Annotated in this window: 9 protein-coding genes; 5 read left to right on the top strand and 4 right to left on the bottom strand. The window is 58.1% G+C overall.

Features of this window, described 5'->3' with window-relative positions; translation table 11 throughout:
• Together VGF98_01525 and VGF98_01520 are read left to right on the top strand one after the other, a co-directional pair.
• Positions 1-1,246, top strand: a 1,246-nt coding sequence (locus tag VGF98_01525; GenBank protein HEY1680306.1) for an alkaline phosphatase family protein, incomplete at its 5' end; no start/stop codon positions are given.
• A 23-nt stretch (positions 1,247-1,269) separates the two neighbouring features.
• Positions 1,270-2,625: an alkaline phosphatase family protein gene (locus VGF98_01520; protein HEY1680305.1), complete on the top strand. Its 1,356-nt coding sequence runs from the start codon at positions 1,270-1,272 to the stop codon at positions 2,623-2,625.
• Positions 2,626-2,680: 55 nt separating this feature from the next.
• Here the strand turns inward: VGF98_01520 and VGF98_01515 are convergent, their stop codons facing one another.
• Positions 2,681-4,825: a hypothetical protein gene (locus VGF98_01515; GenBank protein ID HEY1680304.1), complete on the bottom strand. Its 2,145-nt coding sequence runs from the start codon at positions 4,823-4,825 to the stop codon at positions 2,681-2,683.
• Positions 4,826-5,109: 284 nt separating this feature from the next.
• Between VGF98_01515 and VGF98_01510 the strand changes: the two genes are divergently transcribed.
• Positions 5,110-5,574, top strand: a complete 465-nt coding sequence (locus VGF98_01510) for a GNAT family N-acetyltransferase (GenBank protein ID HEY1680303.1) — start codon at positions 5,110-5,112, stop codon at positions 5,572-5,574.
• Positions 5,575-5,810: 236 nt separating this feature from the next.
• Here the strand turns inward: VGF98_01510 and VGF98_01505 are convergent, their stop codons facing one another.
• The 3 genes from VGF98_01505 to VGF98_01495 are packed head-to-tail and all read right to left on the bottom strand — an operon-like array spanning position 5,811 to position 9,782.
• A complete protein-coding gene (locus VGF98_01505; protein HEY1680302.1) occupies positions 5,811-6,731 on the bottom strand; it encodes a hypothetical protein in 921 nt (306 codons plus the stop codon).
• Positions 6,732-6,770: 39 nt separating this feature from the next.
• The gene (gene recQ, locus VGF98_01500) at positions 6,771-8,573 is read right to left on the bottom strand and encodes a DNA helicase RecQ (GenBank protein ID HEY1680301.1); all 1,803 of its coding nucleotides are present in this window, start codon (positions 8,571-8,573) and stop codon (positions 6,771-6,773) included.
• 18 nt (positions 8,574-8,591) lie between these two features.
• Positions 8,592-9,782, bottom strand: coding sequence for a beta-propeller fold lactonase family protein (locus VGF98_01495; protein ID HEY1680300.1), 1,191 nt, complete (start codon positions 9,780-9,782; stop codon positions 8,592-8,594).
• Between the two features lie 361 nt (positions 9,783-10,143).
• Here VGF98_01495 and VGF98_01490 point away from each other — a divergent pair, with 361 nt between their 5' ends.
• Together VGF98_01490 and VGF98_01485 are read left to right on the top strand one after the other, a co-directional pair.
• Positions 10,144-11,379, top strand: coding sequence for a hypothetical protein (locus tag VGF98_01490; protein ID HEY1680299.1), 1,236 nt, complete (start codon positions 10,144-10,146; stop codon positions 11,377-11,379).
• Positions 11,380-11,569: 190 nt separating this feature from the next.
• Complete coding sequence (locus VGF98_01485) at positions 11,570-12,994, top strand: alkaline phosphatase family protein (GenBank protein HEY1680298.1); 1,425 nt, start codon at positions 11,570-11,572, stop codon at positions 12,992-12,994.
• Positions 12,995-12,998: the final 4 nt, after the last annotated feature.

The following is a 12,998-nucleotide window of genomic DNA, read 5'->3' as shown; positions in this document are numbered from 1 at the left end:
CCAGCACATCATCGTCATGATCCAAGAGAATAGAACCTTCGACGATTTCTTTGCAACGTTCCCCGGCGTCGATGGCACGACCACCGGCAAGGAGAGCAACGGCAAAGTCATCGCACTCAAAGAAGCGCATCTTGCCGCGCGTGACATGAATCACATGCGCCCGCAGTATCAGATCGACTGCGATCTCCAGGGTAGCGTTTGTCAGATGGACGGGTTCAACCACACCTACATCAACTCGTTTCCGGTGACGCCGGCAGACTACCCGTACCAGTACGCCAATCCCGACGAGATCAAACCGTATTGGTTCATCGCGCAAAACTATGCAATCGGCGATCACATGTTCCAAACCCAAGGCAGCGGCAGCTTCACCGCACATCAAGATTTTATCGCGGGCTGGACCAAGATCGACCCCACGCACAGCATCGTCAACGTACCGTCCGATAACAACCACTGGGGCTGCGATTCTCGAAAGAAACCCCCAGCAACGGTCACCGATCTCCTCACCACCAAGTTGAAGCTCGAATCCGGTCAGGGACCGTTCCCATGCCTCACCTACCCAACGGGAACGTTGCGCGATCTGCTCGACGCGAAGGGTGTCAGCTGGCGGTACTACTCGCCGCCCCATCAAGGCGGCGGTGACACCGGCAACATCTGGGACGCCTTCGACGCCATCCAGGCGGTTCGCGAAGGACCGGAATGGGCCACGAACATCTCTGTGCCGGAGACCAACATCTTCAACGATCTCAGCAACGGAACGCTCGCACAGATGAATTGGATCGTCCCAACCCATGTTAATTCCGACCACCCGGAAGGTAACAAAGCCACGTATCATGGGCCGGAGTGGATCGCGTCGGTCGTTAACGCTGTCGGACAGAGCCAATATTGGAACAACACGACGATCCTCGTCATATGGGACGATTGGGGCGGCTTCTACGACCACGTTCCGCCGACGTTCATCGATAATCAGGGCGGCCTTGGTTTCCGCGTACCGTTCTTGATCATCTCGCCCTACGTAGGCAAGGGCCAAGTCGTGAGCACACAGTACGAGTTCGCGAGCGTCGTGAAGTATGTCGAGGAAACGTTCAAACTCGGCAGCCTTCACTCCAACGACGTGCGCGCTCACAGCCTTACGACGCTCTTTCACTTCAAGAGCAAACCCCGTGCATTCGTCGCGGTACCCTCGAGCCTCGACAAGAACTACTTCCTGCGACAGCCGCCCGACTACACTCCCGTCGACACGCAGTAGCCGGCAGAAATAGAGAGCAATCGATGAAACATACGCGATTTATTCCGCTCGTAACGATCGCGGCGCTCGCTGCGTGCTCCGCCCCGCAAACCGCATCGTTGCCGGCGAGTTCGAACGCCGCGACCTCCCATATGAAACTCGCGTTCACGGGAACCTCCCCGATCCAGCACGTCGTCATTATCTTTCAAGAGAATCGCACGCCCGACAATCTGTTCCAGTCGTCGAAGTTGATCGCAGAGGGCGCGACGATCGCACAGAGCGGCCCCAATTCGCTGGGCCAGACGGTGCAGTTGCAGCCACAGTCTCTGGCCGCTCCATGGGACATCGGGCACGGCCACCAGATTTTCTTAACCGAATGGGACAACGGTAAACAAGACGGATTTAATCTTGTCGAACCGGTGAAACTCGCATGGCGCCCGTATTCCTACGTCCCGGCCAGCGAGGCGCAGCCATATTGGGACATGGCGACGCAATATGCGTTCGCAGATCACATGTTCGAGACCGATCAATCCAGCAGCTATCCATCGCACCAATACATCGTCAGCGCGACCGCGCGCGCATTGCCGCAAACGGTCGACGAAATCGCGGGCGGACCATACTATCCCAAGACTGGCAAGGACGGCCCGGCCGGTTGCGACGCCCCGGAAGAAATGCTGGTCGATACCATCAATCTCCACAACGCGCTGAACGGTCCGTCGCTGTACCCGTGCTTCGACCGGCCTTCGCTGACCGATTTCTTGGACGAGCAAGGCGTCACGTGGAAGTACTATCAGCGCAACCTCGGACCGGGTTGGTGGCACGCCTTTGATTCGATCAAACACATCCGCTACGGCCCGGACTACGCCAACGTCGTTACGCCGCCGGCATCGATTCTCACCGACATCTCGACCGGCAATCTACCGGGAGTCTCGTGGGTCATGCCCGCCGACGACTTGCATTCGGACCACCCGGGCAGCAAGAGTGCCGCCGGTCCGTCGTGGGTCGCCGCCGTCGTCAATGCCGTCGGTCAAAGCCAGTATTGGGACAGCACCGCAATCTTTATCACATGGGACGACTGGGGTGGCTGGTACGATCACGTACCGCCGAAAATCTACAATAGCTACGAACTCGGTTTCCGCGTCCCGCTGGTCATCGTTTCGCCCTACGCCAAGAAAGGCTACGTCTCGCATCGGCAACACGAGTTCGCGAGCATCCTGGCGTTTGCCGAGAAGACCTTCGGTATCAAGAAGGGTGCGCTGCACGGCACCGACATGCGTTCGGACGATTTGATGGACGCGTTTAACTTCAAGAAGCCGCCGAGCGTTTTCGTTCCGATAACAGCGCCGCCGTTCCAATCCGGGAACGCACCGGCTTCCGTTCTCGACGCCGAAGACTACTAAACCCGCGAGCGGGCCGGCCAATCCCCGGATTGATCGGCCCGCTTTGAATCCGACGCTACGTCCCTTTCTCGGCCCCGATATACCGAATCCACTTTAAGAACAGCGACGGTTCCGTCGAAAGATTATCGGCATTGCCGTACACCACGTAAAACTCGTTCTTGGCCGTTAAGAAGTGGAACGCAGCCGTCACGTTGCCGGCATCGACAAGACAGCCGGGGTTATACGGATTGATGTTGCAAATCTGCGGATCGTCATACACTAAAGGCTGAAACGCGTTCGGTATATTTGCGCCGATGATCCGCCGGACACCCAAATCGAACGACGCCTGCCGGTTGAACTGCCAATCGACACCAACGCGCTCCAGCCACTGTCGCGTCGTCGATTCTCCCGCCCAAACGGTTCCGTACTGATTCTCGTCGGTTTCCAGCGCCACATGCACCTTGCGAGCCAGCGGGACCGTTGCATAATAGGTCCACGACTGCAGATTCCCGTGATAATAGTTGCCGCCGCTATACGAGACATAGCTAGGCGTCGACGTGTTCATGCGATAGCCGACCATCGCACCGTTAGTCTGAAACGGCAGAAACTCATCGCTCAACGTACGGATGCCGTTCGAGCCGAGATACAGATGCACCGAAAATAAGTCGCGAAGATCGAAGTTAACCTGTCCGGTCGCGTCGGTCTGCGCCAGTTGGCCGAAATGGTTGTTATAGCGGGCGTAAAAGATGAGGGCCGAAATATCGTGCAGCACGGTCTTCGGTGCGAAGTTCACCGTCTTCTGGCCGACCGTCTCGTACCCCTGAATGTCTGTTTGCGAAACGAACCCGTCGATCGGGTCGAACTGCGCGCCGATCTGCTGCAGGCTCGCACCGATCGTCGTGGTTGCATCGGCGTAGCCGGCACCGGTCTCCAAGTAGTTTCCGAGCGATGGATCGGTCACAAACGAACCCCGGTCCTGCCCCAGATTTGCATAGGCAAACAGATGCCCTCGCAAGTCGTTATAACCGAGATTCAGGGTTGTCGTCGCATCGCTGAACCCGTCGGCGGTCACGCCGACGTGCTGGGCGTCGATACCAAAACTCTCGTTCGTATTTTCAAAGTTATAGTTGAACGATTGAGCCGCGTCGTTTCTCTGGTCGCCGATCGCATCGAACGCGGCGAAATTCGCATACCCGTGCGTCCCTTCGACCGCGTACCCCTGGCCGAACGTCGGAATCGCCGGAGTGTACAGCGTTTGCGGGCAATTCAGGCAGGCGGTGTGCCCGTTGAAATACGATGCCGCTTGCGTAAAGAACGGCCGGACCTCCGCGTATTGCCTAGCATAGGCGCTCGGTGCGATCGTCTGCTGATCGACTTCCACGTTCGAATAATCGGGGTGCAAAGTACCGACGAACGAGACCGTCGGCGCGATCGGAATCGCGAAATCCGCGCCGATGCGCGAGGTGCTGCCGCCATTCGCCTTCGAGGTCGACTCGCTCAGCGCGTAGGTTTGAACACGGGCCTTGGGTCGTGACGACGGCGTGGAACTCAGAGCGCCGGCTCCCACATTGTTGATCGTGCCAGCGAAGATCGGATCGCCCGCAGAAGAAGATCGAGCGTCGAAGCTCCAGACATCCAAACTGTTGGTCGAGACGTTCTCGCGGAGAAACTGCGCACGCCACGACGTCGAACCCCCGTTGCGCATAATGCCAAGCGGGATGCGCATCGTCACGACGTAGCCGGTTGGCGTTCCATGGCCGACGGCGGCCCACTGCGGCGTGTAGGCCGTGTTCTCGCTGGACGTCTGAAAGCGAGCGCCGTGCGGATTGGCGATGAACGAATACGAGATGCCCGCAGCCCCCTGCGGATAAAAATACGCGCCGACGTAATCGTCGCCCAGAACGCTTGACGAGTTCGTCTCCTGCGAGGCGATCTGGCCCTCTTTCTGTTGCACGTCGAAGGCGATATCGAGGTTCCCATTCTCTTGTCCGACATACACTTTGGTGGGCTCCGCCGCGGGCCGGCGATTCGTGAAATCGGTGTCGAGGGTGAACTGCGCGGCCTTCTGCCACGTTGCGTCTATCGAGCCGTTCATCGAGGGCGTAGCGTCGAGCACCGGCACGGTGAGCGATGGCTCCGCGGCGGCAAGCGCGGCCGGGGGAGCCAACACACCCCAAAGGAAGGCCAACGCCAGTAGAAACGCGTGGAGCCGCGACCTCATTTCAGCACCTCTACCACCGCGGATAAGTTATTGTTTCGGAACGCGCCGACGCATTTAACGATACGCTAACGTTCAATATTGAGCGCCATAATCGGCAGCATGCGTCCGCCGCCGAGGATGGAGCGCTCCTCTCCAACGCTGTGCCTGGAGCAACGAGTTGCATGAAGGCCTCGTCATAGCCCCAGACCCGCTTGGAGCGGAGAGCCAGTGCAGTTAGTGCGTCTGCGTCGTCGGCTTTTCGAAGGTGAGGGGCGTTTAGTGCATTATACTCCTAAAGGAATAACATGAGCTTCAGTCAACCGTTTCAAATCGTCCGGGCCGAACGAGACGCAGACATTCGATCGATCGCGCCTCTTTTCGACGATTATCGAGTGTTCTATGGTCAGCCTTCCGACGAGGATGCGTCGTATCGCTTTCTTCGCGAGCGCTGGATCGCGCGCGAGTCGATTCTGTTCATCGCTTTAGGCAGGGTCGCGGATCCGCTCGGCTTCGTGCACTTGTATCCCCTGTTCGTGTCCGATCGGATGTTACGATTGTGGCTTCTGAATGACTTATTCGTTCGGCCGGAGGCGCGGCGTAGTGGGCTGGGGCGGGCGTTGATGCAACGCGCGGAGGAACATGCGCGAGAGACGGGGAGTGCCGGCCTCACGCTTAGCACGGCCGTCGATAACACGAAAGCGCAGGGCCTATATGAGTCCGATGGCTACGTTCGGGACGATGCGTTTTTACACTACAACCGCTTCTTCTAAGCGTCTGCTGAAAGATGTCTTCGAATGTCGTTATTTTGGGAACTGCACTCGGGTCTGCCACGCGAAGGACCGGGTGACGACGAAGCTACTAAGCACGTGTTGTCCCTGCTTCCGCAAAGACGCTATGCTCGCACAACGTGAAGAGATCGCGCTTTTTAGAAAATGCAGCGACGTTTATGGGTATGTGTTTTACGTACTTCGCCTCAGAGCACATCGACAACGTGATGTGCCAGCGGCTATTTTGCTACGGCAAATGACTCATAATAGCCCTGCGAAAACGTCTTGAACGGAGTGCCACCTTCAGGATATTTCCAAAAAGCGAAGCCGGCGGCGGAGGTAGTCTGTGCGAGAGCCGCCGTCACCGTGCCATTATAGATGCTAAACGGATAATATACATCCAGCCCGCCCTCGAGGACGGTCTTTCCGATCGTCTTAGCCTGCGAACCGCTAACGGAGAAGCGATAGATGGTCGAGGTGGCGCCGTCACCGATCGCGAGATTCGTGCCGTCCCAGGCGATGCCACCGGCTTTCCTGAGCTTGCGGTCCAGCGTAATCGTCCGAAACGTTGTGGTGCCCCGCGGTAGTTCGACAAGAAATACGCCGCCGCGACGCCTCGTGTGCCCAACAACAAACAGGTTTCCGCTTCCATCGTAGACGCACGAAGTATATCTCGCGTGGTCGACCGGCGTATAGTAAATCGGCGCGAATCGTGGCGCCCGTGGAAAGATTGCGATCCGTGCTCTGATGGGGACCGCCAAATCACCCGTGTTACGGTTGACCGAACACGCGTACGGCGGTCCATACTTAGTAACGATCATCGCACGCGCCTTTTGGGCGCCCGGCGCATATTCGACCATCGAGCCCTTGCTGTAACCGCCTTCAGCTTCCCAGACATCGTGCTTGGCGCCGATACAAACGGTTGTCGCATTTCCGTATTCTCCCGGAAGCGAGCCGATGCGTGTTCCAGTTTTAAAATCGTACATCTCAGCACCGCCGGTGCCAAACGTGCTGACGGCGTAGAGAACGGGATCGCCGGAATCGGCGTGAGAATAGTTGGCCGGCGTGTAGGGCAGACGGCCGCCGGTGGCCGTCGATTGCGCGTTCGCGCACCCGGCTAATGCGATTGCGACGGCCAACCCCGTGATGTAGCTTTTCATTTCGACCTCACCGCCAGCGTCGCGGCGGATGTTGATTGATTAATCCGTTTGCGACCGAATTGCCTGCAAAAAGACGTCTGCATATCGCGTCAGCTTTACGTCCCCGACACCGCCGATCTGGCGAAATGCCGCAAGCGTTGACGGTTGGACGGCGACCATGTCGCGCAGCGTGGCATCGGAGAATACCACGTACGGCGGAACGCCCTGCTCGTCGGCCAATTTCTTGCGCAGCGCGCGCAGGCGGTCGAACAAGCCTTCGTCACCCACTGCGACGTCATTCGTGGCAGCGGCCTTCCGGCGTCGACCCTTCTTGCGTTCGATCGCTCGCGGCATCGCGAAGAGAAAGGTACGCCGCTCTTTAAGCGCTTGCCGTCCCTCATTCGTCAATACGACCGTGCGATGCTCGCCCTCCTCAACGCATCCGGTTCGCATGAGCTCCGAAAGCACTGCCGTCCACTGCTCTTTGCCGTAATCCTTACCGATCCCAAACGTCGATAAGCGCTCGTGACCCCAAGAGAGTACCTTTTCCGTTCGTTCGCCTCGCAACACGTCGATCACGTGCTGCGCTCCGGTTGAGAATCCTCGATGCTCGCGAACCCGATAGATGCACGATAGCATTTTCGCCGCGAGCAACGTACCGTCGATCTGCTCGACCGGCTGCAAGCAGTTGTCGCAGTTGCCGCAACGTTCGGCAACCTGCTCCTCGCCGAAGTAGCGAAGGAGATGCGCTCGTCGGCAAAGCGGCGTTGCGGCGAAATCGAGCATCTGTCGCAGCAGACGTTCCGCCTGAGCCCGTTCCTCGTCGTTTTCGATTTGCCGGATGAAGAAGCGCTGTTTGGACGCGTCGCCGCCGCTCAAGAATAAGACGCACTCGCTCGGCAGTCCGTCGCGGCCGGCGCGCCCCGTTTCTTGGTAGTAACCCTCCAGATTTTTCGGAACGTCGAAGTGGACGACATACCGTACGTTCGGCTTGTTAATGCCCATCCCAAAAGCGATGGTCGCACAGATCACGCGAACTTCGTCGCGTATGAAAAGCTCTTGATTGCGCGACCGCTCCCGCGGCGTGAGGCCGGCGTGATACGGCAATGCGGGCACGCCACCCGCCTGCAGTTCGCGAGCGAGCCGCTCCACCGTATCGCGGCTCTGCGCGTAAACGATGCCGCTCTCTTTCGACCGCTCTTGCACCCACGGAACCAACTGCCCGACGACACCGTGCTTTGGCAATACGGAGTATCGAAGATTGGGCCGGTTGAAGCTGCCGACAAAACGCTGCGGTTCGCGCAACTCGAGAAAACGCTCGATGTCGTCGCGAACGCGCTGCGTTGCCGTCGCTGTGAGCGCGAGGATCGGAACTGTCGGATGGAGCGCTCGAACCGATGCGATCCGGCGGTATTCCGGCCGGAAATCGTGGCCCCATTCGCTGACGCAGTGGGCTTCATCGACGGCGATGCGGCGCAGGTTCCATCGCTTCAGACCGGCCAGAAAGCCGGGGAGAACGAGGCGTTCCGGCGCGACATACAGGAGGCGGTATTCACCGCGATCGAGCGCGTCGAGCCGTTGGGCAGCGGTCGTCGAGTCGATAGAGCTATTTAGAAACGTCGCGGGGATCCCATTGGCTTCGAGCGCGTCTACTTGGTCTTTCATCAACGCAATCAGCGGCGACACGACGAGCGTCAGCCCGTCGTCCAATATCGCCGGCAACTGGTAGCAGAGCGATTTTCCGCCACCCGTGGGGAGTAATGCTAGCGCGTCGCGGCCCGCCAGAGTGGCTTCCGCAATCTCGCGCTGCAGCGGTAGAAACGTTTGATACCCGAAGTACCGATTGAGCGCGTCCTCGAGCATCACCACGGCGATATCAGATTATAACGATGGCGGAACGCATTTCCCGGACGTTACGCGGCACATAGCAATGACTGCCGGAGTCGGGCCGGCGGGAAACGGAGATCCCTTAAGCGGCGACAGCGCGCCGTTGGTGCCGATCGTGTACCCCGAAATGGTGTCGGCGCCACTGTTGGCGACGTACGCAAACTTACTCGCGGGATCGACCGCTCCGTAGCAGGCTCCGGCACCCGCCGCGAACGGCGAACCCTTTACCGGCGTAAGCGCACCGTTGCTTTTGATAAGATACGCAGAGACATCACCGGAACTCAGATTCGGTACGTACAAGAACTTGCCGTTAGGATCGACGATCACGCTGCAGGGCCCAGTACCGGCCGCGAACGGAGATCCCTTAATCGGCGTCAGCGCGCCACTGGATGCGTTCACCGTGTAGGCGGAAACGTTGCCCGAACCATAGTTGCTAACGTACGCAAACTTTCCGGACGGATCGACGGCTACGCCGAATGCTTCGCTCCCCGCGCCGAACGGCGACCCCTTGACGGGCGTGAGCGCGCCGCTACTCGCGATCTTATACGCCGAAATATTATTCGAACCAGCGTTCGGTACGTACACGAACTTGCTCGATGGATCGGTTGCGATATATTGAGCGCTGCTGCCGGCCGCAAACGGCGATCCTTTCACCGCCTTTAACGCACCGCTACTCGCAATCGTATACGCCGAGACGCTGCTGCTGCTGCTGACCCCGACGTTTGCCACGTAGGCAAATTTGCCGGTGTCGGCCACGCCCGAGGGTGAGGTGCCTGCACCAAACGGTGAACCCTGAATCGCTTTTAGCGCACCGCTGGCTGCGTCGATCGTAAATGCAGAAACATTAGCCGAAGCGGCATTCGACGCGTGAGCAAACTTGCCGGTAGGATCGATCGCTACGCCCGATGGGGCGGATCCTGCCGTAAAGGGCGAACCCTTCACCGACGTCAGCGTGCCGTTGCTCTCGATCTTGTAAGCCGAAACGGTTGTCGAACCTTCGTTTGCCTCGTACGCGAACTCGACGGCAGTATCGGGCATTACCTGAGAGCCCTCGACCGTCTGGGGTCGCGTTGCACCCAGGCTCGGAAGCGTTGAGTTCGGGCTCTGTGACGCGCCGCCCGAGCAACCGAAGAGTATGGCGACGGCGGCAACAGCTATTGCGGTAGTAAAGACGGGACGTTGCATGGAGTTTCTTTCCTTTCGACCTGGCTAGCCGGTGCAAAGGACGTCGTGGAGCGTCACAAACACTCCGTTCCCCAAAGAGCGGCTGTCCGGCTGATAGAGCCGAACGACCGGTACATCCGCGCACGCGCGGTTCAACATGGGGTGCTCGCTACCTGCGGCCATCGTTTCTCGCCCGCATAACCGAATGAGGCCGACGCGACCCTCACAGGGATCCTCCGTACAGACGAGTTTCCCACTATTATGATAAGATGGAGCCGCGTCCTACGTTTGATTTGCCGTGAACCTGGTAGCGCTTGCCGCGACCAACTCCGTTCGACGTTCCTCAACAATTTCAATTTGTCGACTCGGAAGAGAGCATTTCATGCGTCGCAACGATCTGGCGAGGCTCGCCTTGAGCACCTCGCTAACAGCATTCCTCCTCGCCGGCTGCTCGGGAAATTCGCAGTACGGCAGCCCCATTTCGCCCACCGCGCTGCAACCCCAAGGCGTTTCGGTTGAGTCGGATGCCGGAACCGGCATGACCTACCTCGCGCCGATCGGCAGCTCGACGGTGTACGGTTTCAAACGTGGGAATCGCTCGAACCAACCACCTGTTTGCTCGGTCGGTCCATTCACAAGTGTTAACGGCGGCATCGGCGTTGACCAGTCCGGGAACCTCTGGGTGCCCGACCAGGGCGCCAATCCGAAGACCGTCACGGAATACGCTCCCAATTGTGGCGCGGTGAAAACGGTGCTTACGATATCCGGGGATACGCTTCCAAACAATGTGGCATTCGATACGAAAGGCCACGTCTACGTGTCGGACGCGGTCGCGAACAGCGGTGGTCCGGGAAACATCTTACAATACACCGGAAGCAACGTTACCAGCACGCTCACCGATGCCGACATCTCGACGCCGCAAGGCCTCGCGGTCGACAAAGGCAACAATGTTTGGGTTTCGTATCGCGATCCTGGCAGCAGCGGTACCTACGTCGCAGAGTTCCGCGGCGGAAAGATGCCTGCAAAACTGTTCAAGAACATCTCTCTTGGATTCCCGGGGAGCCTTCAGTTCGATCGCCATCAAAATCTTATCGGGACCAACGGTAACTTTTCGTCCGTCGATATCTATGCACCGCCGTACACGGAAAGCTCGCCGACGAGTCGTCTTGTCTTAGAAAACGGTCAAGAGTCGGATCCGAGCATGTGCGCCCTCGGCCCGAACCAGGGTCAGTTGTACTGCACCTTTGCGTTTTTCAGCGCCGTAAACGTCTTCACGTATCCCGGGGGAAAGTTTGAGTACACGTACGGTAGCGGGCTAACCGGCCTCTTGCCATACGGTATTGCGAATAGCCCGACCGCAAAAAAACTAACTTCGATCTTCGCTTGGGGCCGTATCAAAACGGCCCTCGGCAAACTTACGCCCTACAGCTGCATGTTACGGGTATTGACGAATTACACTCACCGAAAAAATCTGGAAACGAATCAAGGGCACGGCTCAGCGCAACGCTGCGAAGGGCCTACACCAAAGTCTGCAAGAGTCCGAAACCGCCATCAACGGCATCGTGCTCAGCGAGAAAGGGCTGCTGCCGCAAGCTGCAATCGAGTTCTATGCGCGTGAGTTGGTCCGACTCACCGCCGAGGCAGAGACCTAGCGCGTGAGCGCTGTCGATCGGACGGCGAGACGATGACTGTGGTTCATAAATAGTCGTTACCCGGCCAGAAACTAGCGCTGAACTCAGGCGCATCGCAGGGCTTAGAGAAGGAACCGAGTAAGCGCGAGTTACCTCATGCTGCGGAGTTGATGGCACATGTTTTGTTTCCGGACGCTGGCAATCGCCGGTATCGTCGCGATGCTCACGGCTTGCTCGGAAAGCGGCAGTAGTTCGTCGTACGCCCCACATACCGGTTCGCAGGTTTCGATGAACGCAACGAGCGGGCAATACATCAAACACGTTATCATCGTCGTGCAAGAGAACCGCACGTTCGACAATCTTTTTGCAACGTATCCCGGCGCCGACGGTGCGACCTACGGCTACTACCTGAAGCCGGTCGGAAATACATACAAGAAAACGAAAATCAATCTGGTGAAGCGTTCGCTCGCCGGGAACCAGGACATCAATCACGATTCGATAGCCTACGACGTATCGTGTGACGGCACGAATAAGCGTCCGAAAACGCATTGCGACATGGATGGATTTAACCTGGAGCAAATAAACGGACACGCAGTGGGAACGTATCCGTACATGTACATTGATCCCTCCGATATTAAGCCGTACTGGAAGATGGCGCAGCAGTACGGTTTGAGCGACCACATGTTCACGACGCAAGGCAGCGGCAGCTTTACCGCTCACCTCGATCTGGTAGCTGGAACGTCACAACTCAAACCCTCGTGGAGCCTCATCGATTTTCCGAGCTCGTTTACCGACTGGGGTTGTAGGGCGACCAGCGAGACCACTGCCTGGCTCACGACGCATGGAGTCTACCACTCGGCGAGGGGAAAGGATCCCGGTCCAGCTCCCTGCATATCGTTCCAGACGAAAACGATGCGTGACCTTCTCGACTCCGCCGGCCTCTCGTGGAAGTACTACACGCCGAAATACATCGGCGGATCCGTCGGCGCTGAATGGGATGCATTTGCAGCGATATCAGATGTTTACAACGATCCCAATGAGTGGGGAACCAACGTTTCGTGGCCCGAAACGAACGCGCTTAACGACATCGCGAACAACCAGTTGCCGGCGGTCTCATGGGTTATTCCGAACTCCGATAATTCCGACCATCCGTGGAACTCAACAAAAAGCAACACGATCGACTGTGGTCCGTCGTGGGTTTCTTCGATCGTCAATGCGGTAGGAAAAAGCAATTATTGGGACTCGACGGCAGTAATCGTTACTTGGGACGACTTCGGCGGCTACTTCGACCACGAACCACCGCCGTTCTTCGACGATATGGGTGGTCTCGGCTTCCGCGTCCCCATGTTGGTTATCTCACCGTACGTTCCGAAGGGCCAGATCTCACATACGCAGTACGAGTTTGCAAGCATCCTCAAGTTTGTCGAGCAGAACTTCGGCTTGCCCTCGATGCACACCACCGACGACCGGGCCACGTCGATGGTCGATATGTTCGACTTTACGCAGCAGCCTCGACGATTCGTGAACATTCCGTCGAGCAGCGACGATCGGTGCATTTCCCGTCAATCTCACGTCTCGAACCCGGTGGACGACGACGACTGACGTC

The sequence above is a fragment of the Candidatus Tumulicola sp. genome, assembly GCA_036490475.1.
Classification (GTDB): domain Bacteria; phylum Vulcanimicrobiota; class Vulcanimicrobiia; order Vulcanimicrobiales; family Vulcanimicrobiaceae; genus Tumulicola.
Note: the sequence above shows the minus strand (reverse complement) of the source record. Positions and strands in the feature narration are given on the sequence as shown.